The sequence below is a fragment of the Mesorhizobium sp. WSM4815 genome (genome assembly GCF_055811575.1).
This window is the reverse complement of the sequence record NZ_JBVVQS010000098.1, coordinates 168,216-193,491: the sequence shown is the minus strand read 5'-3', so window position 1 is coordinate 193,491 and position 25,276 is coordinate 168,216. Positions and strand designations below refer to the sequence as shown.

23 protein-coding genes, 2 tRNA genes and 1 pseudogene are annotated in these 25,276 nt (G+C 61.5%); 9 read left to right on the top strand and 17 right to left on the bottom strand.

Annotated features, from left to right (window positions below):
* The first annotated feature begins 135 nt into the window (after nucleotides 1-135).
* The 3 genes from AC0L2B_RS22060 (at nucleotide 136) to AC0L2B_RS22050 (ending at nucleotide 3,303) form a co-directional block, all read left to right on the top strand.
* Entirely contained in the window at nucleotides 136-1,131 is a 996-nt protein-coding gene (locus tag AC0L2B_RS22060; RefSeq protein ID WP_473746806.1) for an ABC transporter permease, read from the top strand.
* A gap of 12 nt (nucleotides 1,132-1,143) precedes the next feature.
* Entirely contained in the window at nucleotides 1,144-1,929 is a 786-nt protein-coding gene (locus AC0L2B_RS22055; protein ID WP_473746805.1) for an SDR family NAD(P)-dependent oxidoreductase, read from the top strand.
* Nucleotides 1,930-2,193: 264 nt separating this feature from the next.
* Nucleotides 2,194-3,303, top strand: a complete 1,110-nt coding sequence (locus AC0L2B_RS22050) for a hypothetical protein (protein WP_473746804.1) — start codon at nucleotides 2,194-2,196, stop codon at nucleotides 3,301-3,303.
* Nucleotides 3,304-3,335: 32 nt separating this feature from the next.
* Here the strand turns inward: AC0L2B_RS22050 and nadE are convergent, their stop codons facing one another.
* The 7 genes from nadE to AC0L2B_RS22015 form a co-directional block, all read right to left on the bottom strand.
* The gene (nadE, locus tag AC0L2B_RS22045) at nucleotides 3,336-4,343 is read right to left on the bottom strand and encodes an NAD(+) synthase (protein ID WP_473746803.1); all 1,008 of its coding nucleotides are present in this window, start codon (nucleotides 4,341-4,343) and stop codon (nucleotides 3,336-3,338) included.
* Nucleotides 4,340-5,881: a class I adenylate-forming enzyme family protein gene (locus AC0L2B_RS22040; RefSeq protein WP_473746802.1), complete on the bottom strand. Its 1,542-nt coding sequence runs from the start codon at nucleotides 5,879-5,881 to the stop codon at nucleotides 4,340-4,342. Before AC0L2B_RS22040 ends, nadE begins: the two co-directional genes overlap by 4 nt.
* A 22-nt stretch (nucleotides 5,882-5,903) precedes the next feature.
* Entirely contained in the window at nucleotides 5,904-6,161 is a 258-nt protein-coding gene (locus tag AC0L2B_RS22035; RefSeq protein WP_091591461.1) for an acyl carrier protein, read from the bottom strand.
* A 21-nt stretch (nucleotides 6,162-6,182) separates the two neighbouring features.
* Complete coding sequence (asnB, locus tag AC0L2B_RS22030) at nucleotides 6,183-8,120, bottom strand: asparagine synthase (glutamine-hydrolyzing) (protein ID WP_473746801.1); 1,938 nt, start codon at nucleotides 8,118-8,120, stop codon at nucleotides 6,183-6,185.
* Between the two features lie 318 nt (nucleotides 8,121-8,438).
* The gene (locus AC0L2B_RS22025; protein ID WP_473746800.1) at nucleotides 8,439-8,909 is read right to left on the bottom strand and encodes a VOC family protein; all 471 of its coding nucleotides are present in this window, start codon (nucleotides 8,907-8,909) and stop codon (nucleotides 8,439-8,441) included.
* A gap of 509 nt (nucleotides 8,910-9,418) precedes the next feature.
* Nucleotides 9,419-10,042, bottom strand: a complete 624-nt coding sequence (locus tag AC0L2B_RS22020; protein WP_473746799.1) for a class I SAM-dependent methyltransferase — start codon at nucleotides 10,040-10,042, stop codon at nucleotides 9,419-9,421.
* Between the two features lie 655 nt (nucleotides 10,043-10,697).
* Nucleotides 10,698-10,773, bottom strand: a tRNA-Val gene (locus AC0L2B_RS22015).
* Between the two features lie 215 nt (nucleotides 10,774-10,988).
* Here AC0L2B_RS22015 and AC0L2B_RS22010 point away from each other — a divergent pair.
* Nucleotides 10,989-11,065: transfer RNA gene (locus AC0L2B_RS22010), tRNA-Asp, on the top strand.
* Nucleotides 11,066-11,228: 163 nt separating this feature from the next.
* Here AC0L2B_RS22010 and AC0L2B_RS22005 read toward each other — a convergent pair.
* The 3 genes and pseudogenes from AC0L2B_RS22005 to AC0L2B_RS21995 all read right to left on the bottom strand — a co-directional run bounded on the left by AC0L2B_RS22005 (nucleotide 11,229) and on the right by AC0L2B_RS21995 (nucleotide 13,052).
* Nucleotides 11,229-11,384, bottom strand: a complete 156-nt coding sequence (locus AC0L2B_RS22005; RefSeq protein ID WP_473746797.1) for a hypothetical protein — start codon at nucleotides 11,382-11,384, stop codon at nucleotides 11,229-11,231.
* A 96-nt stretch (nucleotides 11,385-11,480) separates the two neighbouring features.
* Nucleotides 11,481-12,587 carry a flavodoxin family protein gene (locus tag AC0L2B_RS22000; protein ID WP_287075822.1) on the bottom strand — a complete coding sequence of 369 codons (1,107 nt, stop codon included), beginning with the start codon at nucleotides 12,585-12,587 and terminating at the stop codon, nucleotides 11,481-11,483.
* A gap of 223 nt (nucleotides 12,588-12,810) precedes the next feature.
* Nucleotides 12,811-13,052, bottom strand: a pseudogene (locus AC0L2B_RS21995) (GIY-YIG nuclease family protein).
* Nucleotides 13,053-13,468: 416 nt separating this feature from the next.
* On the opposite strand from AC0L2B_RS21995, the gene AC0L2B_RS21990 reads away from it, so the two are divergent.
* Nucleotides 13,469-14,254 (top strand): ion transporter, encoded by a 786-nt coding sequence (locus tag AC0L2B_RS21990; RefSeq protein ID WP_473746796.1) that lies wholly within the window; start codon nucleotides 13,469-13,471, stop codon nucleotides 14,252-14,254.
* Nucleotides 14,255-14,663: 409 nt separating this feature from the next.
* Here AC0L2B_RS21990 and AC0L2B_RS21985 read toward each other — a convergent pair whose 3' ends face one another.
* The 4 genes from AC0L2B_RS21985 to AC0L2B_RS21970 all read right to left on the bottom strand — a co-directional run bounded on the left by AC0L2B_RS21985 (nucleotide 14,664) and on the right by AC0L2B_RS21970 (nucleotide 18,252).
* Complete coding sequence (locus AC0L2B_RS21985) at nucleotides 14,664-15,146, bottom strand: EF-hand domain-containing protein (protein WP_473746795.1); 483 nt, start codon at nucleotides 15,144-15,146, stop codon at nucleotides 14,664-14,666.
* Nucleotides 15,147-15,698: 552 nt separating this feature from the next.
* On the bottom strand, nucleotides 15,699-16,640 hold the full coding sequence (rbsK, locus tag AC0L2B_RS21980; protein WP_473746794.1) for a ribokinase: 942 nt from the start codon (nucleotides 16,638-16,640) through the stop codon (nucleotides 15,699-15,701).
* A gap of 4 nt (nucleotides 16,641-16,644) precedes the next feature.
* Nucleotides 16,645-17,097 carry an RbsD/FucU family protein gene (locus AC0L2B_RS21975; RefSeq protein ID WP_473746793.1) on the bottom strand — a complete coding sequence of 151 codons (453 nt, stop codon included), beginning with the start codon at nucleotides 17,095-17,097 and terminating at the stop codon, nucleotides 16,645-16,647.
* Nucleotides 17,098-17,193: 96 nt separating this feature from the next.
* Nucleotides 17,194-18,252 carry an ABC transporter ATP-binding protein gene (locus tag AC0L2B_RS21970; protein ID WP_473746792.1) on the bottom strand — a complete coding sequence of 353 codons (1,059 nt, stop codon included), beginning with the start codon at nucleotides 18,250-18,252 and terminating at the stop codon, nucleotides 17,194-17,196.
* A gap of 293 nt (nucleotides 18,253-18,545) precedes the next feature.
* Here AC0L2B_RS21970 and AC0L2B_RS21965 point away from each other — a divergent pair, with 293 nt between their 5' ends.
* From AC0L2B_RS21965 to AC0L2B_RS21955, 3 genes are all read left to right on the top strand, one after another.
* On the top strand, nucleotides 18,546-20,210 hold the full coding sequence (locus AC0L2B_RS21965; protein WP_473746791.1) for an ABC transporter substrate-binding protein: 1,665 nt from the start codon (nucleotides 18,546-18,548) through the stop codon (nucleotides 20,208-20,210).
* 152 nt (nucleotides 20,211-20,362) lie between these two features.
* Nucleotides 20,363-21,484: a carbohydrate ABC transporter permease gene (locus AC0L2B_RS21960; RefSeq protein WP_473746790.1), complete on the top strand. Its 1,122-nt coding sequence runs from the start codon at nucleotides 20,363-20,365 to the stop codon at nucleotides 21,482-21,484.
* Nucleotides 21,485-21,495: 11 nt separating this feature from the next.
* Complete coding sequence (locus tag AC0L2B_RS21955; protein ID WP_027155318.1) at nucleotides 21,496-22,413, top strand: carbohydrate ABC transporter permease; 918 nt, start codon at nucleotides 21,496-21,498, stop codon at nucleotides 22,411-22,413.
* Nucleotides 22,414-22,688: 275 nt separating this feature from the next.
* On the opposite strand, the gene AC0L2B_RS21950 is transcribed toward AC0L2B_RS21955, so the two are convergent.
* Entirely contained in the window at nucleotides 22,689-23,432 is a 744-nt protein-coding gene (locus tag AC0L2B_RS21950; protein WP_473746789.1) for a creatininase family protein, read from the bottom strand.
* Nucleotides 23,433-23,547: 115 nt separating this feature from the next.
* Nucleotides 23,548-23,694, bottom strand: coding sequence for a hypothetical protein (locus AC0L2B_RS21945; RefSeq protein ID WP_287175391.1), 147 nt, complete (start codon nucleotides 23,692-23,694; stop codon nucleotides 23,548-23,550).
* Between the two features lie 38 nt (nucleotides 23,695-23,732).
* On the opposite strand from AC0L2B_RS21945, the gene AC0L2B_RS21940 reads away from it, so the two are divergent.
* Complete coding sequence (locus AC0L2B_RS21940) at nucleotides 23,733-24,755, top strand: aldo/keto reductase (protein ID WP_473746788.1); 1,023 nt, start codon at nucleotides 23,733-23,735, stop codon at nucleotides 24,753-24,755.
* Nucleotides 24,756-24,858: 103 nt separating this feature from the next.
* Here the strand turns inward: AC0L2B_RS21940 and AC0L2B_RS21935 are convergent, their stop codons facing one another.
* Entirely contained in the window at nucleotides 24,859-25,131 is a 273-nt protein-coding gene (locus AC0L2B_RS21935) for an HU family DNA-binding protein (protein WP_023798342.1), read from the bottom strand.
* Nucleotides 25,132-25,276 lie beyond the last annotated feature (145 nt).

Genomic DNA, 25,276 nt, shown 5'->3' with positions numbered 1-25,276 from the left:
AAAGTCGCCCAAGGCTTCGGGCCGCGCTGGCCCGGAGCCCTGGGCGTTCGAACGGACGCGCAGAGCAAGCTGCAGCAATTTTTCCAATCCGCGCGTGATCCTTTCCGAGAATCGATGCGCCAGCCGGATCAGCACATGTCACCCCGCACGCGCCACGCCCTCGAATTCGTCCTCGACAACCTCGTCTGGTTCATGCTGGTCGTCGTGCTGGTGGTCTTCTCCATCTCCATTCCGAACTATTTCCAGCTCGGCATCTTCGCCAACATCATCGAGGCGTCGAGCGTGCTTGGCGTCATGTCGATCGGCCTGGCGCTGGTCATCATCACCGGTCACATGGACCTGTCGGTCGAATCCGTGGCGGCGCTCAGTGCCATGGCGGTCGGCATCCTGTTCTGCTCGGCAGGTATCGGCCTTGGCGTTCAATTGCACCCGGAATGGCTGATGGTCCCGGTTTCGCTGCTGATCGCCCTTGCTGTCGGCAGCATCATCGGCGCCATCAACGGCTACCTGGTCGTCAAGGTGAAGATGAGCGCCTTCATCATCACGCTGGCGTCCTACATCTGGGTGCGCGGCCTCGTGCTGGTCATTTCCGGCGGCCGCTCGGCACAAGACCTTGCGCCGGCAATCCGCTGGTTCGGCATTCAGCGCCTGCTTGGCCTGCCGCTCACCGCCTGGATCGCGATTGCGTGTTTCGTGGTCTTCTCGCTGATCATGGCCAAGACCCCCTTCGGCAGGCACCTGATCATGATCGGCGGCAACGAGACCGCAACCTTCCGCGCCGGCATCCGCGTCAACCGCAACCTCGTCATCGCCTTCGTTCTCGCCGGCGCCATCGCCGGCCTTGCCGGCTGGGTGCTGGCAATCCGCACCTCCGGCGCCACCGCCAACCTCGGCGTCGGCCTGCTGTTCAACGCCTTCGCCGCCGTCGTCATCGGCGGTGTCAGCCTGAAGGGCGGCGTCGGCACCCTGCCCGGCGTCTATGCCGGCGTGCTGTTGCTGTCGGCCATCAACACCGCAATCAACCTCATGGGCCTCCCGGCCAACTTCACCCAGGTGATCCACGGCCTGCTGGTGCTTGCCGCCGTGCTGCTCGACGCGTTCAAGCAAACCATCCGCCAAAGACTGGCATGAGAGGGGGCTGGCATGACCGGGCGTCCAGGGATCGGAAGACTTTCGGACAAGGTCGCGCTGATCGTCGGCGGCGCCCGCGGGATCGGCAAGGGCATCGCACAGCGCTTTGCCGAAGAAGGCGCCAAGCTGGTGCTGGCGGATACCGAGGTCGAGGCCGGGCAAGCGGCCGCGGACGAAGTCGGCGCTGCCTTCATCCGCACCGACATCTCGCAGATGGCCGAGGCCGATGCCGCCGTAGCACTGGCGCTCGACCATCACGGCCGTCTCGACATCATGGTCCAGAATGCCGGCGTCTATCCCTGGCAGTTGCTGGAAAACACCAGCCCGGAGGACTGGGACCGTGTCATGGCGGTCAATTTGCGCGGCAGCTTCAATGCCGCCCGTGCCGCGCTCGTTCCGATGAAGGCGCAGCACTCTGGCCGCATGCTGTTCACCTCCTCCATCACCGGTCCGCACGTCACCAGCCCGGGTCACGGCCACTATTCGGCGACCAAGGCCGGCATCAACGGCCTGATCCGTTCGGCCGCTCTCGAATTCTCGGGCTATGGCATCACCGTCAACGGCGTCGAGCCCGGCAACATCCTCACCGAAGCCATCCAGCTGCATCGCGGCGCCGCCTATATCAAGAACATGGAGGACTCCATCCCGCTCGGCCGCCTCGGCAGCCCGAGCGACGTGGCCAATGCCTTCCTGTTCCTGGCCTCGGACGACGCCAGCTACATCACCGGCACCACCATCATCGTCGATGGCGGGCAGCTGCTGCCCGAAGGCAAGGACTTCCGCCTGCTTCCGCCATGATCCGCGCCCGATAAACTCGATTCGCCGCCCAATACTTCAACATCGGTTTACCCGAAGCTGGTAACAGCAACGACGCTCGTTTTCATGATCAAGCAAAGGGTCTGCCTTGCCGCAGCGTTACAGCTCTCCTTTCGACCACCACCGGAGCGAGTGCAATTGTAGATTGCATAGCTGCGGGCAGTTGCCGTTCGCGGCGATGGCCAATGGGGAGCCGGGCCTTGCCATGGTCTGGAAACGCGGGGACTCCGGTGCCGGGAGCCGGGCTTGAGCGTCATTCGCGCCCTGGAAAGTGCCGATCTTCCGGCAGTCGCAGGCATGTTTCAACGCGTGCTGCGCAAGGAGCGGACCGAAGCGCCGGCCGCGCTCATCGACTATATGAGACGGTTTTATCTGGAGGCGCCCGGTTGCGGAGGCGATCTCCGCTCGCTTGTCCATGTCAACAACGCCGGCGACGTCTCCGGGTTCGTCGGCGTTCACGTGTTGCCGATGCAGTTCAACGGCCGGCAATTACGCGCCGCCATCTGCAGCTCGCTCATGGTCGAGGATCATGAGCGCGACCCGATGGCCGGCGCCCGCTTGTTGAAGGCTTATCTGGATGGCCCGCAGGATATCTCGTTCAGCGAGACCGCCAACGATATTTCCACAAAATTGTGGACCCGGTTGCGCGGCGTTGTCCTGCCGCAATACAGCCTCGACTGGGTGCGCGTGATGCGGCCGTCGAGCTTTGTGCTCAGCCTTTCCGCCAGTCGCATGAAATCTGTCCGAATGCTCAATCCGTTTGCGCATGCAATCGACCGGTTTTATTGCAGGCGAATGAAGTCCAGCGAACGACGCTGGTCCGGTGTGGCGGCGGACGGGGCAGGTCATGGGGCTTTTCGGACATCCCAAATCGACAGCGACGCATTTGCCAGGCTCGTCGAACCGTTGACCGCCCAGTTCGCCCTGCGCCCGGCGTGGGCGGAAGGCCAGCTTGCTCACATCCTGACCGATGCGGCACAAAGGCCGGATCTGGGCGAGCTTGTCTACGTTTCCGTGGCATCGCCGGTCGGCACCAGTGTCGGCGCATTCGCCTATCACGCGCGGGCGGGTGAAATCGGCCGCGTGCTGCAGATCCTCGCCCTCCCCGGCCAGGCGGGTTCCGTCATCGACTGCCTGATCGATGATGCCGCCGTACGCGGCGTCAGCGGCCTGCGCGGACGCATTCAACCCGCACTTCTGGAAGCAATGCTTGGGCGACGCATCGCTTTCCTGACCGTTGCCTCGACCGTGGTGCATTCACGCGATCCAGAGCTTCTGGATGCCATGAAGAACTCGCAAGCTTTCCTGAACGGGCTTGCGGGCGAGCAGTGGAGCCGGCTGGGTCACTTCACCTGACGCGCTTCGCGTGACCTGGATCGAGAGCCAGCTCAGGCACTGACTTCCTCGACCTCATCAACGAGTTGCGGGCGCAGGTGCAGGTAGCGCGTTGCCTTGCGTTTGGCGGCGATGTCGGCCCAGACGCGTTCCACCTGCGAGGCGTCCAGTCCTGCCGCCTGCCCCACCACTTCGGCCGCCACGCCGTTGTTGAGGCCGCAAAGGCAAAGATCCATGCGGTCATAGGAAAGCGAGAAGTAGAACTCCTCCTGCGTCTGCGCCAGCGAGTAGGTATCGGTGGTCGGCGGCCGATTGCGGATTTCCTCGGGCACGCCGAGATAGGCCGCGAGCGCATAGACCTGCGTTTTATAGAGGTGCGCGATCGGCTTGACGTCCGCCGCGCCGTCACCGTTCTTGACGAAGAAGCCCTGATCGTATTCCAGCCGGTTGGGCGTTCCGAGAACGGCGAAGTTCAGGCGGTCGGCATGAAAATATTCGATCTGCTTGCGGGTGCGCTGCTTCATGTTGGTGGCAGCGACGATGCCGAGATAGACCGGCAGCGGCATTCTCAGTTTGGTCTGCTTGCCCCCGGAGTCCTGCACCACCAGCGACGAAATATTGTAGCCGTCATGCTCGAGGGCGTTCGCAATCACGATCTTCGAGGCCCAGCCTTCGCCGTAGTCCGGGACCAATTCGCGGATGAAGGCGTCGCGACGCTGATAGCAGCCCATGGCGCGCAGGATCGGCCCGATATCCTCCACAATAGAATCGAGACCGAAAGTGCCGGCGACAAGCCGGCCGAGCCGCAGACTTTCCGGATCGGAATCGTTTTCCGGCATGAACAGGCACAGTACATTCTGAGGCCCGACGGCTCGCGCCGCCAACGCCACCGAAACGCTGGAATCGATCCCGCCGGAAAGACCGAGCACGAGGCCGCGCTTGCGAATGCCGCGCAACTGCTGGCGCAAGGCGGTCACGATCCTGTCCGTTTCGGCGCCGGGGTCGATCGCCAGGGCCTGCGCCAGAATGGTCGGCGCGTCATCGCCGGGGCGAACGCTCATTGCGCGGCCTCCATCATCTCCGACGCAAGCCGGCGGCTGACCTTGCCCGTATCCGTCTTCGGCAATTCCAGGCGGAACTCTATGATTTTGGGCACCATGAAATCCTCGAGATGACGGGCGCAGTGGCGCATGACATCCTTTTCGCTGAGCTTCGGGTCCGAGCGTATGACGAGCGCGCCGATCGCATGCCCGAGCAGCGGATCCGGCACACCGACGACAACGGCCTCGGCGATGCCCGGATGGCCGTGAAGCACGGCTTCCACTTCCTTCGGCGCCACCTTCTCTCCCCGCGTCTTTATGATGTCGTCCTTGCGGCCGACGAAATAGAGAAAGCCGTCCTCATCGGTCCTGAACAGGTCACCGGTGTAGAGAACCTTCTCCCAACGGTTCGGGCCCGGTCGCAGCGCTCGTTCGGTCGCAGCTTCGTTGCGCCAATAACCCTGCATGACGTGCGGTCCGCGAATGACCAGCTCACCCGCCACACCTGGTGGCACGCGTTGCCCGTTGTCGTCGACGACAAACACTTCGGTGTTCGGAATGGCTATGCCGACTGATCCCGGCCGGCGGTCGAGTTCCTCGGGCGGCAGATAGGTGCAGCGCTTGCATTCGGTCTGGCCATACATCGAATACAGCCTGACACCGGGGAAAAGGCAGCGCAGGCGTTCAATATGGGCCGGCGGCAAGGCCGCCGCCGTGTTGGAAATATAGCGAACGCTGGGCAGGAAGCCCGGCTCCAGGTCACGCATCTGCAGGATCATCGCTGCCATCGTCGGCACCAGCGGAAGACCGGTGACGCCCTCCTCGCGGATACGCTCAAAGATCGCCTGAGGAAAGGCGAAGGACTTTTCGAGCACGAGCGTGGCGCCGAGCCTGACGGCCATCAGCAACTGATAAAGGCCATAGTCGAAGGCGAGCGGAAGCACATTCAAAATGATGTCGTCGGACGTGTTGCGCAGATAGGTGGTGATGGAGTCCGAGGCCGCGTCGCAATTGCGGTGCGTTATCATCACGCCCTTGGGCCGGCCGGTCGAGCCCGACGTGTAGATCAACATCGCCAGATCGACGTCGATGCCGCGGTGGTCGATCTCTCCGGCTTCAAGCGTCAGGCAGTCGGCCAGGGATGTGGCCCCCACCGGGCATTGACCATCGGCACCGACGGTCGAAGCCACGAAGATGCCGGTGTTGCCGCCGCAGGCTTCAGTGACCACGGGCATCAGTTTTGCCTGGGTGAGGATCGCAGCAGCGTCGCAATCGGCAAGGATGTAGGCAAGCTTTTCGGCCTTGGTCGATGGGTTGACCGGGATGAAGGTCGCCCCTGCCTTGAGCACGGCGAAAATCGAAACCGCGATCTCCCAGCAATTGTCCATGAAAACGACGACCCGGTCGTTGCGCCTGACGCCGTTCGCGAAAAGCGCAGCGGCAAGGCGGCTCGAGAGATCGTAAAATTCTTCGTAGCTCAGCCTTTTATGCCCGGTGATCAATGCCGTCTTGGCAGGTTGGGCAGCGGCATTCGCGGCCAGAAAATGTTCGATCCGCACGGACGCTCCTCGCCGATCGCGCCTAGACTGCCGGCGCTTTCGCCTTGATGAAGGACGAAATACGGTCAATCGAATCCAGATTAGCCGGCACGATGTCGGAATCGACCATCGCAATGCCGAAGGTATCCTCGATGAACGCCACGAGTTCGACCACGGCGGTCGAGTCGATGATGTCGTTCTCGATCAGCGAGGCTGTATCTGCAAGTTCGTAAGACGTGTCGCCGAACAAGAAATTGTCGACGATAAAGGCTCTGACCTTGTCCTTGATTGTTATCATCATTTTTTCCCTTCCCTGGATTCCTCAAGCTGCTCTTGCTGCACTGGCTTCTTGGCCGGTGAAATTCTTCTGCCACAGCTGCGTCGACAGGATGCCGACGAAGGCAGCGTTGTCGCGGAATCCCGACGCTGGCTGCGTGCGGCATTTCTCATGAAGGCTGACCACCGCCTTGGCGTTGAACAGTCCGCCGGCAGCGATGTTCGCTTCACTTAAGCAATCACGCACATAGTCCAGTTCGCCGGCTCCAACGAAGGAGCGGGCTTCCGGCGCCCGGTAGGGCTGCTTGGCACGCTCCCCGATCGCGCTGGGAAGCAGATGCCCCGCCGCTTTGCGCAATATGTGCTTTTCGACCAGCCCCTTCAGCTTCATGTCAGGCGGAAGTCTTGCGGCAAACTCCACCAGGCGATGGTCGAGATAGGGAAACCGTCCTTCGATCCCATGCGCCATGGCCATCCGATCGCCTTGGCTGGACAGGATATAGCCCGGCAGCAGGAAGCGGCTTTCGAGATATTGCGCCTGATGCAGCGGGTGCCATAGCGAAAAAGCCTGGGGCAACCGGCTGACCAGTTCCTCGGCCGCATCATAGCCCTTCAACGTCGCGCGCAGGTCAGCGGAAAAGAAAATCTTCGCCGCCGCCGTGGTCTTGAAGCGCGGCCGATGCGAGAACAGCGGATCGTCGAGCGCAGCGTTGCCGGCGCCGAAGAACGCCGCCAAATACTCTACGGACTGCTGCTGCAGACCCGGCAGATAGGGATAAAGTTTGCGGAACAGCTGTGGCCTGATGCGCGATGCCGGCTGCCGTGCGCAGAACCGACGCACACGCGCTTCCCTAAAAATATCGTAGCCGGCAAAAACCTCGTCGGCGCCCTCGCCGGTCAGCACCACTTTCAGGCCAGCCTCGCGAACGAGGCCGGACAACTGGTAGAGCGGGGCTGGGGCGGTGCGGATGATCGGCCGCTCGGCAAAGCGGATGACTTCGGGGAAGACGCCGGCGATATCGCCGGCCTGGCAGGCAACGGTTCGATGCCGGGCGCCAAGGGCTGAAGCCATCTCGGTCTGGAAGGCGCTTTCGTCGTGCTCGGCGCTGTCGAACGTCACCGAAAATGTCTGCAGCTGGAGAGGAGTCATGCCGGCGGCAAGCGCCGAAACCAGGGATGAATCGAGCCCGCCCGAAAGATACGAACCGACCGGCACGTCGGCGCGCATGCGAAGCCTCACCGCATCGCTCAACAGCGCCTGCAGTTCCTCGGCCGCATCGTCCTCGTTGGTGAGCTTCGACGGCGCGTCCCGATGCGGATAGTCGAGGTGCCAATAGCGCTTGATCGTGACTTGCCCCGGTGTCGCGATCATCACGCTTGCCGGCTCCAGCTCGTGGATATTGCGGAAAGCCGTGCGGGGAGCAATCGGCGCCCACAGCGTAAAGACCTGGTCGAGTGCGATCGGATCGATCTCGGCCGAGACGCCAGGAACCTTCAGGAGCGCCTTGATCTCCGACGCGAAGTACAGCACGCCGTCCCTGTTCGTGTAGAACAGCGGCCGGACACCCATCCGGTCTCGGGCAAGCACCATGCGTCGGCGCCTGTTATCCCATATCGCGAAGGCGAAATCGCCGTTCAGAAGCGACAGGCAGTCTTCGCCCATCTCGTCATACAGGTGCAGGATGACCTCGGTGTCGCTCGACGTGCGAAAGCGCCGGCCCTTGGCGATCAGCCCTTCGCGCAGTTCCAGGTAGTTGAAAATCTCGCCGTTGAACGCAATCGTCAAATTGCCTGAGACGTCGGACATCGGCTGCTGGCCATCACCGATGCCGATCACCGACAGCCGCGCATGGCCTAGCCCAGCGTCGGCTGTCATAAATTTCCCTTGCTCATCCGGCCCACGATGGGCGATCGCAGCTGTCATCCGCGCAAGCAAAGCTTCCGCATCCCGGATCGAACCGAAATAGCCCCCGAATCCGCACATTGCTATGACTCATATATCGGTGAGGTATGGAACATAGCCTTGATAGCTGGCTCAAGCGTTAACCGGATAATTTCGGCCAACACATGGTTAACAACAATTAAAAGACAAGGTACTTTTTTGTTCTATTATCTCTTCCCGGATAGAGAAGTATATTTCAACGCTAAACGCAATTTTTGTTCGAGCAACGGCGGCGCGATAGCGTTGCCCCGCCTGACCGACTCGCGCAGCGACTCCAGTCCTCATCGGAGGTAGCTGATAGCACAGTAAAGGCCGATGACTGGAGAACAGGTGTGAGGCAGCCCAATGCGGCCTTCGCGATCAGTCTGGCCAAAGCTCCCGCTTGCGTTCTTCAAAGCCGAGCACGCGTTTGCTATCGGTCCACCGCGCGACCTCGCCCTCCATTCCATCCGGGTCCTTGAAGGTCACAAGACGGACAGCGCCGAAATCTGTAATGGTCCCATCCGAAGCGCCGGCCTTCACCAGACGTCGCCTGACTTCCTGCAAGCCCTCTTCATCGTGTACCTTCAGCGCAAGATGATCTATGTGACCTCTCTTGCCCATCTGCATCGACCCATCTTCATACCCCGTTGGTTCCGGCATTTGGAACGGATGAAGGGCAAAGCCACCTCCAAAGTCGATAAGTGAGTGACGAAGAGTGCCGCCACCGGGACCGGGTTCGGACAGATCGAACTTCGTTTCCGCGTCGAAGATTTCTTCATAAAAGCGAATGAAACGGTCCATGTCGTGTGTGAACAGCGTCAGATGGTGCGCACCAACCGTTACAGGCATGCCGAACCTCCCTTGCCGATAATATGACGAGCATACCATCTCGCGTTGAACCGGGCGACCTGGAGCGCGGTACATCACTGAACGCGAACGGGCCGATTCGGTCCGCAAAGCCTCTGTTCGATACGGGTTTCGTGGCGGCTGCTGAACCGGAAAACCTCAAACCCTTGAGAAAACATGGTGGGCGATGACGGGCTCGAACCGCCGACATCTTCGGTGTAAACAATGCTCCCGCCCTTGCAGACCAGCATAAGAGCCGGCTTTACAACGTTACAGACGGGGCCGTGACGGCAGTCGGGACTGCGGGCTACGCCAGCAATGGCGCTGGCATTACCGTTACAAGCATAGGTGCGTGTCCCGTCGTGGCTCGAAAAGCTTATAGGGTGGAACACCGTTGCCACCAGCACCTGAGGAACGGACGGTTTGGGTGCGGCGGCAGGCTATTCCGAGATTGAAATTTATACCCGCGTCGAATTTTGGCGAAGAGACTGACTGTAGGTCTCCTAGACAAGCTATTCCCGCCTCATCAGCATACAAAAGCCGGCAGATGTGCTGTTCGTCTCATTCCAATATTTCTTACGGTCCCAAACCGCTAGGATACTGGATGGCGAAAAGTCGTGCCTGATCTCTTTCATGTCCTCAAAAAGAAAGCGCATCCCGGAAGGGGTGGCCCGCCAATGGTCGCCAAAATACGGGCCTTCATGAACAGGGTAGAACCAGGGCATAGCGATGAAAAGGTGGCCGCCCGGCCGAACGAGGCCGGTTATGTTTGGAGCGGCAACCCACGGCCTGTCGATGTGTTCGATGACCGAGTTCGCGATTACCAAATCGTAGGTTCCGGCATCTGCCGGAAGATTCATTAAGTCCCCGTGGATATGGCGGGGGTCATCATGCGGGGCCAAGTCCAAGGTTCTGAAATCCGCGCCGGGGAAATAGTCTTCGTAAGCTCGGCCTTCCTTGTCTCTGTGGTTTGGCTTCGCGCCGACATTGAGAACCGTTTTTGCCCCCAGCGGTGAGCAAAAGTCCTTCAGGCACCGATTAACGTGCTTGCGCAATACTGTCGTCCGGCCACGTCCGAAAATCCAAATCCGATTAAGCATCTGGCTTCGATAGCACTCAACAATGTGAGCGCGCAAGCCAGCGTTATTCCTAGAATTCGGATTGGCGCATCGGGCTGTCTAGCCTTCGACAATACGGCAAAGGTTTACTGACATGCGCCGCTGGAAACTCTCGGCGGCTGCCGTTCTCTTTTCCATGTCGGCAGGCCTTGCGACCATCCACGCCGCCGGCCGCGACCCCTATGTCGGCGAGTACAGCATGGAGTGCCCGCAAGCCCAGTGCTGGCTTGAGATCGAGAAGGGGGAAAGGGAAGACCTACAACGTCCGCTTCATTACCGCCGACCGCGTGGATGCCTCCAAAGTCCTCTGTCGGGCGGATATCCCGATGGAAGGGGACCTTTGAGTTTCACCGCGACGGAACAGTATGAGGACGGTCTGTCCGGCTCTTAACGAAATGTCGCCAGCGCGCCGCCCATTGCCAGGAGGTATTCCGTACGCGTCAGGGAGGCCTGCCACTTGTGGTAGGCCTCTTTTTCAGCTTCTCCGTATGCCCTGTCTGCCCGCCAGCCCATGCCCAGTTACCTGTAGCGTCCCGGATGCAAGATCACGGCTAGCGGGTTGCCAGTCAAGTACGCTGGACCATCGCCACCATTTCAAGGCTTATATCGGTGGCGGTTGCCGAGGTCACCGGGAACTGGAAGCTGGTACCTATGTGAATTTCCTTAAGAAATTTGGTGGGCGATGACGGGCTCGAACCGCCGACATCTTCGGTGTAAACGAAGCGCTCTACCAACTGAGCTAATCGCCCGCTCCGGGGCGGACCTTTAAGCAGTTAGGACGGGGTTCGCAAGGCCAAATGAGCGCGCAACGGCCTCGCCGCTGGTCGTTTTCGGCGGCAAAATCCGGCTTGTCAAAAAACCTTCTGCTGTTTGCTGTTATGCTGTCGCGCTCCGCTTGACACCCGGTGGCTTACGCCTTATCCACCGCCCCAACGACGAACACGGCTGACCGTGCTCGTCTTGCGCGGGTGTAGCTCAGTTGGTTAGAGTGCCGGCCTGTCACGCCGGAGGTCGCGGGTTCGAGCCCCGTCACTCGCGCCATTTTCAATCACTTAGCTGATTGGAAATGAAAAAAACTCTGAATGCCGGACCGGCAATTCAGATATTCGGGTCGACCCTGGCACCCGATAAATCTAGCGTTTGGTCTGATTTTCAGAAACCTGTTCGATCTGGCTCATCACCGCTTGCGGATCGACGTTCTGAGCTATCGGGGCAGTTCGTCATCTGCCGGCGTCGGAACTTTCAAACGCTCCGTCAGGGCGGTTTCGACCAGCCGCGTGGTCTCATGCTCGTTGAGCAGGCTGATCTGCAGATCCAGCTCGGCGCGGCGCTCGCGGCTTTCATAAGAGCATTTTCTCAACGCTCCGTGAGCCGATGCTCGGCACGTTCGCCGACCAAGCTCGGACTGGCTTCCGTGCAGAATTCGGGGACTCCGGGCTTCGGTGATCGGGATCGCCTATTTTTGCCGCGGGTCTTCCAGGCCGATGCCGATCTGACGGAAACGGCCCGCCCGACGTTCGACGACGGCTTCGGCGAGCGAGCGGGCGGCGTTGCGAACTTCTTCCTGGATTGTCTCGTCGGCATCGAGTTCATCATGGCTTGTAGCGTACGGCTTCCAGTAACCGATGTAGCGATCGAGCTCGGCGCTGGGGCCGGCCGGCGACAACTTCATGAAGCGCAGCCAGTCGGCGATGGAATGCCGCACATTCTCCGCACCTTCGACATCGCCGTGCACGATCACAGAAAACAGCCTGCCTGCCAGATGACGCGGATAGTCCCACCCGGCCAGTTCGACCTGCTTTGCCTTTGCCGCATCCTTGCCTTGTGTCAGCGAGGGGTCTGGATTGCCACCGTCAGCGCAGACAAGCCTGTCCATCATCAGTTTGACAGGCGAGGAAACCTGATACCAATTCACCGGCGAGATGATCATGACGCCATGGGCGGCGACCCACATCGGGTAGATTTCGTTCATCCAGTCCTGAACTTGCCCAAGCGAATGGTTGGGATAGCAGGAACAGGGCCAATGGCAGAGCGGAGCGGCCGTCGAAAAGCACGCCTTGCACGGATGGATGTTCCTCCCGTATTCGGAAGCAAGCCGCGACAGATCGAGAATTTCGACTGCAAGTTTCGTTTCCTTGTCGATGGTCTCACGGGCGATTTCGGCGAGCCGGAAACTCTTCGACATCTCGCCGGGACAGGTGTGCTCGCTGCGCGACGACCCGTTGATGATCAACAGACGCGGCGGCACCGTTAGATCCTCGTACCGACGCTGCGCCTGCAGCACGGCTTCGTGCGCCGCAATCCAATCGACGGACAGATCGTAGTCGGGGTCGCTGAACGCAGGACCGGCTTTCCTCGTGATCGGGCTCTTGCGGGAATCCGCATAAGCCTGCCAGGCGATCGAAGCGATTTGCTCAATCGACTGGGCGAGCGGTTCGAATGCCGGGTCGACGAATTGCTGCTTGTATCTCGCCTTGAAGGCTTTCTCACTCAGTCTGGGACTAGCCATGCCCTTGCGAGGCGCCGGGGCTTTCCCGGCAAACTTGCCAACGAGACCAGCCATTTCCGAATTCCTTTCCCGAATTTCGTCCAAGGCATCCAAGCCAAACCCGCTGCTCCCCCGCATGGTTCCTGGCGGGTTTGCAGATCTTCGCTGCATGTTGGTCCCGACGAGCAAGGAGCGAAGCGACGCGGCGCAGACCCTGGGATCCATGCCGTTACCTCAGCCGAGGAATGCAGCGGCCGGGAACCGAACGCTACCACCCGGTTCCGCGAAAAAGCTCGAATCATTCTGGATTGGCCTTCTCGATCAGTTCGATCTTCCACTGGCGCGCGGCCAGCGCTTCAGCGACTTCTCGCGCTGGATGGCGTCGCGAATGTCGAAATGTTCTTCGTACCAGACCAGGCGCTGCACGCCGTAGCGGCTGGTGAAGCGCGAGCCTTCGCCAGATTTGTGCTCTGGCATGCGGCGGCCAAGATCATTGGTGACACCGATGTAGATCGTGCCGCGCTTCTGGCTCGCGGTCATTTAGGCATAGCCGGTCATGATAAAAGGGTAACTGCCACCGTTGCGGATGCAAGCGCCGTTCTGGGCCGTAGCATTCTTCGGTTGATGTAACGGCATGGATCCCAGGGTCTGCGCCGCGTCGCTTCGCTCCTGCTCCGCCCTGGGATGACGAAGGTGTGGTGGCCTGCGGCTAATCGCGGACGTTGGAGATTGCGCTGCTGGACCGTCGACAATCCCTTTCAGGCTCGGTCGAAGAACCAAGTCCTCTGTGCAGAGGAACTAGGTTCCTTAATTACAAAAAGTTTCGACGTCGGTTCCTGAGAGTTATCAACTTTTTGTACTCGGTGCGTCACAAGCTGGCCATATGCGTTTGAGCATTGGATTTTCCCAGGCCCGGTTCCCATTTTCGGGTCCGATGCTCTAACGGAGAACAAGCCTTGGATGCCCTGAAATCGCTCATCGAATCGCGCCGCTTCGACCTCGCGATCATGGTCCTGATCCTGATCAACGCCGTCACGCTCGGCCTCGAAACCTCGCCCGATGCGATTGCTGCTTTTGGCCCGCTTCTAACGGCCATCGACCGCGCGATCCTCGGCGTCTTCGTGGTCGAACTCGCGATCCGGCTGGTCGTCTACAGAACGCGTTTCTTACGCGATCCATGGCGCATCTTCGACCTCTTCGTCGTCGGTTTTGCGCTGATCCCCACGACCGGGTCGCTCTCGGTACTGCGGGCGCTGCGCATCCTGCGGGTGCTGCGCCTGATCAGCATCGTTCCGTCGCTGCGCCGTGTCGTCACCGGCTTCATCACCGCCTTGCCCGGCATGGGCTCGATCATGCTGCTGCTCGGGCTGGTGTTCTACGTCTTCGCGGTGATGGCGACGAAGCTCTACGGCTCGTCCTTTCCCGAACTGTTCGGCGGCATACCAAAATCGCTGTTCACGCTTTTCCAGGTCATGACGCTCGAAGGCTGGTCGGACGGCGTGGTGCGCCCGGTCATGGAGGTCTATCCGGCCGCCTGGCTGTTCTTCATCCCGTTCATCATCGCGACCTCGTTCACCGTGCTCAATCTGTTCATCGGCGTGATCGTTTCGGCGATGGAGGCCGAGCATGAAGCCGTAGAATCGGCCGACAGGGCGACGCTGCACAGCGATCAGGCCATGATCCTGGCGGAGCTACAGGCGCTGCGGGCGGAGGTTCGCGAATTGTCCGGCGTTCGCGGCTAGAACGCCTCCGCGAGCTTTGCAAACACGGCCGTTCCTATCCGGCTTCTGATGGAGTAGCGCCGTGAAAGAGCCCGCCGCTCCATTTGCGAAGCGACGGGGCAGACTACCCCCCGATTGCCAGGTCAAAATTGCCCCCCGGCATTGCTGACCGTGCAATTGCGGTGCCAGACCCTGTGACCCATTACGGGACACCAATGGCAAAGACGCAAGCCAGGTTTGCCGATTCATATTCACTGTGGCTAATATGTCACCGTGGTCGGAATGAACTAAGTCGGGAGCGCCGGCGCTGCGCGCTCACCCCTTGGCGAGCAACCCTCTTGCAGCGTCGGCACCGACGGCCCGGCCGCGTCAAATCACCGAAATGCCGCGCAGGCGAAGCGGACCGCCTGCAGCGGTTCCACCTGCGGATTTATTCACCCGTTTCGTCGGCACCTCCGTGGAAGAAGGATCGGATTTCCTCCCTGTCGACGCTGTCGTCGCCGTCCTCGTCGACGGCATTGAAGATCCGCTCGACAAAATCCTGAACCTCGATTTGAGAAAGCGCACCATCGCCGTCGGCGTCGACTATGGCGAACATCATTCGCATCCGTGCGCCATGCATCATCCCGCCTCCCATTCGGCGTCCGTCATGCCGTCGGAAATCGCGATGCCAACGGTCGCCACCTCGCCGCTCTGCTCGGGGGCGGCGATGCTCCGGCATTCTCTCCTCCAGCATCTCAGTCATCATCTCACGCATCGTTTGGCGCATGGACTCTTCGGTTGGCCCGCCTGGCGATGGCTGTGAACCTTGTGCAGGTGCGGCGGGCGCAGGTGGGCTCGTCTGGGATAGCGCCGGCGAGGCCAGCATAGCCAACGCCGCGGCAACTGCTGTGGTTTTGCTTGCTGATGTCATCGTATTCTCCTTCGGAGAGACCGAACATGTCGTCCAAGCCAAACCCGCTGCTCCCGACATGGTTCCTGGCGCGTTGGTGGATGATCGCAGCAGTTGGTCCCGGCCCAGAATAAGAGCGTTCCGTAGCGATCCTTCGCGCCCCCCTCTGTCCTGCCGGACATCTCCCCCACAAGGGGGGAGATCGGCCTTCATCACTGATTTCGCCAATCACCAGCCTTGCAAAAAGGACGCTGTCCGCGAAGCTGCCGATCTCCCCCCTCGTGGGGGAGATGTCCGGCAGGACAGATGGGGGCGCTGTCCCTCGGCGATCGAAGGTCCTGCACCGCAGCAGCGCTCCGAGGTAACGGCATGGATCCTAGGGTCTGCGCCGCGTCGCTTCGCTCCTTGCTTCGCCCTAGGATGACGAAGGCGTGGTGGGATTTGGCAAATCGCAGAGGTTGGAGTTTGGCAGCTGCAGGCCGGCCGGCAGCGCGACCGTCAGTCAAAGAACCAAACCCCTGTCTAGAGGAACTAGAGTCGTACCGCGATCCGTTTGACAGCGGGCCGGAGGCTTCAGCCCCTGGCAAGCAGCGCCTCGACCTCTTGCAGCGTCGGCATCGACGGCGCCGTGCCCGGCCGGGTGACCGAGATGCCGGCGACGGCGCAGGCGAAGCGGACTGCTTGCAGCGGTTCCACGCCTCTCGCAAGTGCTGCCGCCAGGCCGCCATTGAAGGCGTCACCTGCGCCGGTTGTCTCGACGACGGTGCCGGCATTGATCGCGCCGACATGGTCGGATCGGCTGGCCGTGTGCAGCAGCGCGCCCTGTTCGCCGAGCGTCACGATAATCGCGCCGGCGCCTTTTCCAAGCAAACGATCGGCGGCGCGGCGGGCGTCGTCGATGGACGACACCTTGATGCCGGTCAGTTCCTCGGCCTCGGTCTCGTTGGGCGTGACATAGTCGCAGAGCGTGTAGATGCGCTCGGGCAGGCTTGCCGCGGGCGCCGGGTTGAGGATGGTCGTCACCCCTGCCCCGCGCGCGATCTCCAGCGCCCGCATCGCCGCCTCGATCGGCTGCTCGAGCTGGGTGACGAAGACGCCGGCCGAGCGGATCAGGCCTGCGTTGGCCTCGATGTCGTCGGGCGAAATCAGCATGGCCGCACCCGGGCTGACGATGATGGCGTTGTTGCCGCTCGTCTCCTCGACGAAGATATAGGCCGCACCCGTATAACTCTCCGGCGTGTCGATGACGGCGCTCTTCACCCCGGCCTGCGTCCAGGTTTGCCTGGCCATCTCGGCAAAGGGATCGACGCCAAGGCGCGTCAAAAAAGTGATGTCGGCGCCGAGACGGCCGGCCGCGACCGCCTGGTTGGAGCCCTTGCCGCCCGGGCCGAGGGTGAAGGATGTTCCAAGGATCGTCTCGCCCATGCGCGGCTGGCGGGCGGCGCGGTAGGCGGTGTCGGCGACGAAGACGCCCAATATGACGACAGGCTTGATGACCACAGGCTTGCCTGGCATCCCGCTACTCCGCGTCCGGCGGAACGACGCCCTTGCGGAAGGCAAAACAGCCATAGAAGCGGCGCTCGCCGGTCTGGATGACGCAATAGGCCTTTTTGGCACGTTCGTAGAAGGCGTAGCGCTCGACCGAAATCATCGGCCAGGCCTTGCCCTCCGCAGCATCGATCTCGCTTTGCACTTCTTGCTGCACGGCGGGGATCTCGTCCGGCTTGCCGACGATCTCCATGCGGGCGGCGGCATCGTCGACGAAAGTGTCCAGCGGATAGAGCGACAGCACCGCCTTGATCACGTCAGCGGCCGGCGCATCGATGCGCAGCAGCCGACCGAGCACCGTCTGGCGCGCCACCGAATCGGAGGGGAAGTTGGTGTCGGCGATGATCAAATCGTCGCCATGGCCCATCGCCCGCAACGCCTGGAGCACGTCGGCATTGAGCAGCGGATTGATCCCTTTGAGCATAGTTCCCTCCCGAACGGGCTTTTTGATGCGAAGCCTGGCGCATGATCCCGAAGCGCTGTCGGTTTTCGGACAAGATCATGCGCAATTCAAAGTGTTTTAGAGACGATTGCCGGTCTCTGCGTCGAAGAGATGGACCTGGTCGAGCCACGGTTTCAGATGCAGCGTGTCGCCCGGCTTGAAGTCGTGGCGCTCGCGGAACAGCGCCACCATCTCGCCCTCGCCGAAACGCAGAAACACCAGCGTTTCGGAACCGGTCGGCTCGACGACGGAAATCTTCGCCGGCACGCCGTCGGGGTGGATTTCGAGATGCTCGGGCCGGACGCCGTAGACGACATTGCGCCCGTCCTCCACCTTGCTGCTCGCAGCCATCGGGAACGGCGTCCCTGCGATCTCCACGATGGGCTTGTCGCCCTTGCGCACCACGCCCTTGAGCAGGTTCATCGACGGCGAGCCGATGAAGCCGGCGACGAACAAATTGGCCGGCCGGTCGAACAGTTCCAGCGGCGCGCCGACCTGCTCGATGCGGCCGTCGCGCATCACGACGATCTTGTCGGCCATGGTCATGGCCTCGATCTGGTCGTGCGTGACATAGATGGTGGTGGTCTTCAGCCGCTGGTGCAGTTCCTTGATCTCGGTGCGCATCTGGACGCGCAGCTTGGCGTCGAGGTTAGACAGCGGCTCGTCGAACAAAAACACCTGCGGGTTGCGCACGATGGCGCGACCCATGGCGACGCGCTGGCGCTGGCCGCCCGAGAGCTGGCGCGGATAGCGCTTGAGATAGGGGTTGAGATCGAGGATATCGGCGGCGCGCTTGACCCGCTCGGCGACATCGGCCGGATCGGTCTTGCGCAGTTTTAGCGCAAAGGCCATGTTCTGCTCGACCGTCTTGTGCGGATAGAGCGCGTAGTTCTGGAACACCATGGCGATGTCGCGCTTGGCCGGCGGCAGATGGTTGACGACACGGTCGCCGATGGCGATCGTGCCGCCGGAAACGGTCTCCAGCCCCGCCACCATCCTGAGCAGCGTGGACTTGCCGCACCCCGAAGGGCCGACCAGCACCACGAACTGCCCGTCGGCGATATCGACGCTGACACCGTGCAGGACCTTGACGGTTCCGAACGCCTTGGCCACATTGCTGATCGCGACTTGAGCCATTGGCCCCCCTTTCGTTGCGGTGAAGCTAAACAACGCAAACAGCGAGGGCAAGTCAGTCTTTTATAGATAAAAAACTCTGTTCGCGTTTGACACGGCACCTGGTTGTGAGAATAGTGAAAGGGCTCGGGTTTTGACCCTGTTCCGGGCGCGCCGGCACGGTGGTCGGACCACGGAAGTCGAAGCGTTGCGGAGGAAAACTTGGGCCGCTATTTCTGGGAGCCGCTGTTGTTGGGGAACATTTCCAGCGCTCCAAACACCCGAACAATCACCATAGAGATTCTGGGAGGAACGAAATGAAAGTCAGCCTTTACAACCAATTCATGCGCGCGGGAGCCACGCGCCGCGATGTCCTCAAGGGCGCGGCCAGCATGGCCGCGGTCGCAGCGGCATCCGGCGCCGGGCTTGGCGCGCTGACGCGCCCGGCTTCCGCCGCAAGCGAATTGCGCGCGCAGATCCTGCAGATCCCCGGTGTCGGCAAGGGCCAGCCGACCGATGCCGACTTCCAGCAGGTCGGCGAGCTTTGCCTGGAGGCGACCAAGGCCAGCGTCAAGGAAGGCGAATTCGCCGGCGTCCAACTCACCTTCATGGGGCTCAACAACCAGAACCTGCACAATGTGCTGTTTCGCGGCTTCCTGAAGCCTTGGGAGACCTATACCGGCGCCAAGATCAACTGGATCGACCTGGCGCAGGCGGACTACAATGCCCGCCTGCAGCAGTCGATCGCCACCGGCACCGTCGATTTCGACATCATCGAGATGGGCGCGCCGTTCGAAGGCGACGTCTGCGGCAAGGGCCTCACGTCCGAAATGCCGGACTGGGTCAAGGACCAGATCGACATGAAGGACGTCGTGGCCTATCTGCAGCCACCGGTCGGCACCTGGGACGGCAAGCAGTACCGCGTGACCGTCGATGGCGACGCGCACAACTTCAACTACCGCACCGACGTGTTTGCCGATGCCGACCTCGCCAAGGCGTGGAAGGACGGCGGCGGTGGCGGTGAATGGGGCGTGCCGAAGACCTGGCAGCAGGTGCAGGCGGTGACAAAATTCCTCAAGGGCAAGCAGTTCCAGGGCCAGGACGTTTTTGGCTATCTCGACGCGCCCAAGGCGTGGGGCGGCTTCGGCTTCTATTTCCTCGGCAGCCGCGCCAGCGCCTATGCCAAGCATCCCGACGACAAGGCCTGGCTGTTCGATGCCGATACGATGAAGCCGCGCATCAACAATCCAGCCTGGGTGCGGGCCATCCAGGACGTGATCGACGCGCTGCCGTCGCAGCCTGCCGACCAGATCAACGCCGACCCGAACACCACCGCCTTCCAGCAGTTCCTGGCCGGCACCGGTTCGATGGTCACCTGGTGGGGCGACGTCGGCTCCAACGTCAAGACCAACGACAGTTCTGTCGTCGGCGACGTCACCGGCTTCTCGATCCTGCCGGGCTCGGACGACGTCTACAATTCCAAGACCGGCCAGTGGGACAAACTGGCCAGCGGCCCGAACCATGCGCCGAACTGCGCCTATCTCGGCTGGGGCGTCTACGTCATGGCTCGTGTCGATTCGGATGAAAAGAAGAAGAAGGCGGCATGGTCGGCCGCGGCCCATCTCGGCGGCAAGGACCTGTCGCTCTGGTGCGCGGCGTATCCGTCCGGCTTCCAGCCTTACCGCAACTCGCATTTCGACGTTCCGGAATGGGTGGCGGCCGGTTACGACGAGGCCTTCATCACCTCATATCTGAAGTCGGAGGCCGACAGTTACAACCATCCGAACGCCGCGATCGAGCCGCGTATCCCCGGCATCTTCCAATATTATAGCGCCGCCGAGGACATCCTGGCCAATACATTTGCCGGCAAGATGACGGCACAGGAAGGCGCCGACGCCATTGCAGCCGCCTGGGAGAAGCTGACCGACCAGATCGGCCGCGAAAACCAGATCAAGCTCTACAAGGCCTCGCTCGGCATGTAGGTTGAGATTTTAGGAACCGCGGTCCGGCGACGCAAAGCCGCCGGACCCCAGTTTGACCGGCCAGCCGGTCATAACAGCTTGACCGGCCAGCCGGTCATAACAGCTTGACCGGCCAGCCGGTCATAGCAGCCTTCAGTGAACGGACGGGACGCGTGGCTGACCAGACCTTGCCCACCAGTGCGTGGCCGGCAAACGCCGCTCCATCCGATCTGATATCGCCGGGCCGCAAGCGGCTCGGCCGGGCGTTGATGGCCACTGCGACGCTCGGCCTGCTGGCCGTGATCGCAGTCCAGATCCTTTACAAGTCAGAGGTCAACACGATCGGCTTCGAGACCTGGCGGCCGGTCGTCTATGCCTATGTGCTGTGGGGTGTTGCACTCGGCGTCGGCCAGGTGCTGACACGCGGCGAAGACGGCCAGCGCGCGCTGTTCCTGCTGCCGGCGCTGCTGTTCACCATCGCCATGGTGATCTTCCCGACGCTGTTCGGCTTCTACATTGCGCTGACCGACTGGAACCTCAGTTCCTTCTCCGGCCGCAAGTTCAACGGGCTCGACAATTTCTGGCAGATGCTGGCGGATCCCTATTACCGCAACGCGCTGTTCAATATGGTGCTCTATGTGCTGGCGGTGCTGGTCGAATACGTCATCGCATTTGGCCTCGCTTTGCTGCTAAACGCACAAATCCGCGCGCGCAAATTCTTCCGTGTCGTCTTCCTGATGCCGTTGATGCTGTCGCCGGTCGCGGTGTCGTGGATGATCGGCAAATCGCTGATGGAATACCGCTTCGGGCCGGCCGCGGCGCTGGCGCGCCAGCTCGGCTGGGAAAACCCCGCCTTCTTCTCAAACCCGATCACCGCCCGCATCTCGATCATGGTGCTGGATGCCTGGACGTTCATCCCGTTCATGATGATCATGCTGCTCGCCGGCCTTCAGGCGATGTCGCGCGAGGTGCTTGAGGCGGCCAGGGTCGACGGCGCCAATGCCTGGCAGACGTTCTGGCAGGTCACGTTTCCGCTGATGCTGCCGGTATCGGTGACGGCGATCATCCTGCGAATCATCTTCAAGCTGAAGCTGGCCGACATCATCATCACCGTCACCTCGGGCGGCCCGGGCGGCGCGACCGATTCCGTGTCGAGCTTCATCTACCGCGAGTATCGCGACCGCTCGAATGTCGGCTACGGCACCATGCTGGCGATGGCCTACCTCATCATCATCATCGTGTTCGTGACGTGGCTGTTGAAATTCGCCAATCGCTTCGTGCGCAACGTCAACTGACAGGCGGCCAGATGAGCGTTCAGACCACCGACTATGCCGCTTCCGAAATCCGCTCGCCGGCGAGCTTTTTCGCCAACCGCGTCTTCATCTATGGCGCGCTGGTGTTCTGGGCCTTCATCTGCCTGTTCCCGATCTACTGGACGATAACCACCTCGTTCAAGACCGCGGTCGACGTCACCCAGGGCCATCTCATCCCGTTCGTCGACTTCCAGCCGGACTGGAAGGGCTGGCGCTCGCTCGGCCTGTCGCCGGATGCGATCTTCCGGACCTCGACGGTGCGCGACGAGTTCATCAAGCGCTTCATGAATTCGGTCATCACCTCGGTCGGTGCATCGAGCCTCGCCATCGTCATCGGCAGCCTCGCCGCCTACGGCCTCACCCGCTTCCGCTATCACTTCGCCTGGTTCAAGAACGAGGACATCTCCTTCTTCTTCCTGTCGCAGTTGATCCTGCCGCCGGTGGTGCTCGCCCTGCCCTTTCTCGTGCTGTACCGGGAAGTCGGCATGCTCGACACGCGCATCGGGCTGATCCTGCTCTACACGCTGATGGTGCTGCCGATCGTCATCTGGATCATGCGCGACCAGTTCAATTCGATCCCGGTCGAACTGGAGGAAGCAGCCCTCGTCGACGGCCTGTCGATCTGGGGCGCCTTCTTCCGCATCGTCATGCCGATCGCGCTGCCGGGCATGGTCGCGGCCTTCATCCTGGCGATGGTGCTGTGCTGGAACGAGTATTTCTTCGCCGCACTGCTGACCTCGACCGACGCAAAAACCATTCCCGTCATGGTGGCGAGCCAGACCGGCTCGCAGGGCATCAACTGGTGGTCGATGGCCGCACTCGCCACCGCCGCGATAACGCCGCTCGCCGTCATCGGCATCGCGCTGGAGCGCTACCTGATCATGGGCATGACCGCAGGCGCGGTGAAGTAGGCCCTCGCCACTCCTTCGAGCGTTTGCAACTGTGGATGCTTTTGAACGCCGGCGGGACAGCGCCCCCCTCTGTCCTGCCGGACATCTCCCCCACTTGGGGGGAGATCGGCCGTCACGCCGGTTTTCGCTAATCTCCAACGACGCAGGAATGAGCGGGGCGGCTGAAACAGCGAATCTCCCCCCTTGTGGGGGAGATGTCCGGCAGACAGAGGGGGGCGCGAAGGATCGCTACGGTTTTCATCCTGCATCCTGCAACGCTCGAAATGGCGCATCCGTTAGCGTGACAATATCGCCCGCATATGCTCGAGGATCATCGCGACGCCCTTTTGCCCCAGTTCCGTCGAGGCCTCAGGGGCGGTCGCCGTATACCATCCCGTATTGTCGGCGAAGTGGCCGGCGTCCACCGCTTCTGGGCGCAGCGCCAGCATCAGCGACGTCTCGCCGATGCCGGCATGATCGAAGGGATACTGGCCGTCCGTCACCGTCGGCATCAGCGGATGCACTTGTATCCAGTTGAAGAAATTGCCGCCCTCGGCGTGCTCGGCATAGTAGCCGGCCATCGTCTCGGAGGCCCACCAGCCCTCGCCGCGCTCCTTCTCGAGAAAGCGGAAGATCGCCTGGCGGCCAGCGGTCTTGAAGGCGAGATCGGTCGGCATGCCGGCAACAAAGTTCTCGGTCTGGTGGTGGATGATGACGTGGATGTTGCGAAAACCGATGCGCAGCAGGCTGTAGAACAGTTCCTCCGCGAACGGCGCCAGCGCCCTGCCGCCGACCTGAACCGAGCCATTGCCCTCTGGCGGCGCCACCGCGTAGCTCGCCGCGCCATAGTAGAAGGCTGGCAGGATGGCGATGTTGGCTTCCTTTTCGAACAGCTCCAGCATCTTGACCACCGCCAGCGTATCCATGCCGACGGCCATGTGCTCACCATGGTATTCGAGCACGCCGAGCGGGAGCACGACCGGCCAGTTCTCGGCGATCGCCTTGCGGATCTGGTGCGGCAGCATCAGCTCGTAGCGCATGACGCCTACTCCATGTTGGTGTGGCGGGCGGCGTCGATACGGCTTTCGCCGATCCGAGCCAGCACCGTGCCAAGTTCGTCGAGTGCAATCCTGAACAGATCTGTGCCGGCATTCGTCATGACAGACCCACCAGCTTGCTGCCCTCAAAAACCCATCTGGATTGTTTGGTCACATCTTCCCCGAACAGCTTGTTTTTGCTCATGCTATCACCGTGAAAGTTCGTGTCCAACGGCTCGGAGTGCTTTTGCAGCGCCTCAGGCATGATAGTCTCGGGACATACGAAATAGGAAACGGCAGCATATGAAGACACGGCATTTCGACCGCATCGGCAATGGCGGCATCGCGTTCACGGAGCTTGGCTTCGGCACAGCGCCGCTCGGCAACCTCTATCGCGCTGTCTCCGATGAGGATGCCAACGCCACCCTGGAGGCTGCATGGCGGGTCGGCTGCCGCTACTACGACACCGCGCCGCTCTACGGGCTTGGCCTGTCGGAAACGCGGCTCAATCCGTTCCTGCGCTCGAAAAAGCGCGACGACTATGTGCTGTCGAGCAAGGTCGGCCGCATCATGCGCGCCTGCCCGCCGGACCAGCGCACCGGCATCGGCAAGTTCTTCGACACGCCGTCGCGCCGCGAGGTTTTTGACTACAGCTATGACGGCGTCATGCGCTCCTTCGAAGCCTCGCTGGAACGCCTCGGCGTCGACCGCATCGACATTCTTTTTGTGCATGACGTCGACGTCTTCACCCATGGCAGCAAGGAGGCCGCGGACCAGCGCATCGAGGAGTTCATGCGCTCGGGCTATTACGGGCTGCTGTCCCTGCGTGACCAGGGCATCATCAAGGCGTTCGGCAGCGGCATCAACGAATGGCAGGTTGCCCAGACACTTGCCGAGCGCGGCGACTTCGACCTGTTCCTGCTTGCCGGGCGCTATACGCTGCTGGAGCAGGAGGCGCTACAATCCTTCCTGCCGCTATGCCAGAAGCGCGGCATCGGCATCGTTCTCGGCGGGCCGTATAATTCCGGCATCCTGGCAACCGGACCGAAGCCCGGCGCCTATTACAATTATACCGAGGCGCCGCAGGACATCCTCGACCGCGTCACGCGCATCGAGGCCATCTGCAAACGCCACGGTGTGCGCCTGATCGAGGCGGCACTGCAATTTCCGCTGCTGCACCCTTCGGTCGTGTCGGTGATCCCCGGCGGCCAGCGGCCGAGCGAGGTCGAAAGCAATCGGTCGCTGCTCGACGCGAAGCTGCCATCAGCACTCTGGGCCGATCTCAAGCAGGAAGGGCTGATGCGCGCCGATGCACCGACGGCATAGAGCCGCCTGCTGTTATCTCGACAATAGAGCCCGCCAAAGTGGGCGCAAAGGAAAAGCCGGGCATGCCCGGCTTTTCTGGTCTCTGAAAAGGGTACGAAGGCGCTTAGTTGACTGCGTCCTTGAGGCCCTTGCCGGCTGAAAACTTCGGCACGGTGCGCGCCGGAATCTGCACCTCGGCGCCGGTCTGCGGATTGCGGCCGGTCGAGGCAGCGCGTTTTGACACGGTGAAATTTCCGAAGCCGACAAGCCGGACATCGCCGCCCTTCTTCAGTTCGCCGGTGATGACGGAGAACACCGCATCGACCGCCGACTGCGCGTCACCCTTCGAAATACTCGCGGCGTCGGCGACAGCGGACACCAGTTCGTTCTTGTTCATAAAAATTCCCTTCCATGAGAAACCGGAACGTACGACTCATCCGGCAGGAAACGGACTTTAGAAAGAAGCGCTTCCGCAACCAAGTCGAAAAGCGTCAAAAGAGTCGAAAAAACCCCGGAATTCCGGGGTTTTTCACATGAAAGAG

Excerpts from the sequence above, each read along its gene's own strand:
- AC0L2B_RS22060 (WP_473746806.1), top strand. The coding sequence starts at position 136 with ATGTCACCCCGCACGCGCCACGCCCTCGAATTCGTCCTCGACAACCTC.
- AC0L2B_RS22055 (WP_473746805.1), top strand. The coding sequence starts at position 1,144 with ATGACCGGGCGTCCAGGGATCGGAAGACTTTCGGACAAGGTCGCGCTG.
- nadE (WP_473746803.1), bottom strand. The coding sequence starts at position 4,343 with ATGAGCGTTCGCCCCGGCGATGACGCGCCGACCATTCTGGCGCAGGCC.
- AC0L2B_RS22035 (WP_091591461.1), bottom strand. The coding sequence starts at position 6,161 with ATGATGATAACAATCAAGGACAAGGTCAGAGCCTTTATCGTCGACAAT.
- asnB (WP_473746801.1), bottom strand. The coding sequence starts at position 8,120 with ATGTGCGGATTCGGGGGCTATTTCGGTTCGATCCGGGATGCGGAAGCT.
- AC0L2B_RS22025 (WP_473746800.1), bottom strand. The coding sequence starts at position 8,909 with ATGCCTGTAACGGTTGGTGCGCACCATCTGACGCTGTTCACACACGAC.
- AC0L2B_RS22000 (WP_287075822.1), bottom strand. The coding sequence starts at position 12,587 with ATGGCTGGTCTCGTTGGCAAGTTTGCCGGGAAAGCCCCGGCGCCTCGC.
- AC0L2B_RS21985 (WP_473746795.1), bottom strand. The coding sequence starts at position 15,146 with ATGACATCAGCAAGCAAAACCACAGCAGTTGCCGCGGCGTTGGCTATG.
- rbsK (WP_473746794.1), bottom strand. The coding sequence starts at position 16,640 with ATGCCAGGCAAGCCTGTGGTCATCAAGCCTGTCGTCATATTGGGCGTC.
- AC0L2B_RS21975 (WP_473746793.1), bottom strand. The coding sequence starts at position 17,097 with ATGCTCAAAGGGATCAATCCGCTGCTCAATGCCGACGTGCTCCAGGCG.
- AC0L2B_RS21970 (WP_473746792.1), bottom strand. The coding sequence starts at position 18,252 with ATGGCTCAAGTCGCGATCAGCAATGTGGCCAAGGCGTTCGGAACCGTC.
- AC0L2B_RS21965 (WP_473746791.1), top strand. The coding sequence starts at position 18,546 with ATGAAAGTCAGCCTTTACAACCAATTCATGCGCGCGGGAGCCACGCGC.
- AC0L2B_RS21955 (WP_027155318.1), top strand. The coding sequence starts at position 21,496 with ATGAGCGTTCAGACCACCGACTATGCCGCTTCCGAAATCCGCTCGCCG.
- AC0L2B_RS21950 (WP_473746789.1), bottom strand. The coding sequence starts at position 23,432 with ATGCGCTACGAGCTGATGCTGCCGCACCAGATCCGCAAGGCGATCGCC.
- AC0L2B_RS21945 (WP_287175391.1), bottom strand. The coding sequence starts at position 23,694 with ATGCCTGAGGCGCTGCAAAAGCACTCCGAGCCGTTGGACACGAACTTT.
- AC0L2B_RS21940 (WP_473746788.1), top strand. The coding sequence starts at position 23,733 with ATGAAGACACGGCATTTCGACCGCATCGGCAATGGCGGCATCGCGTTC.
- AC0L2B_RS21935 (WP_023798342.1), bottom strand. The coding sequence starts at position 25,131 with ATGAACAAGAACGAACTGGTGTCCGCTGTCGCCGACGCCGCGAGTATT.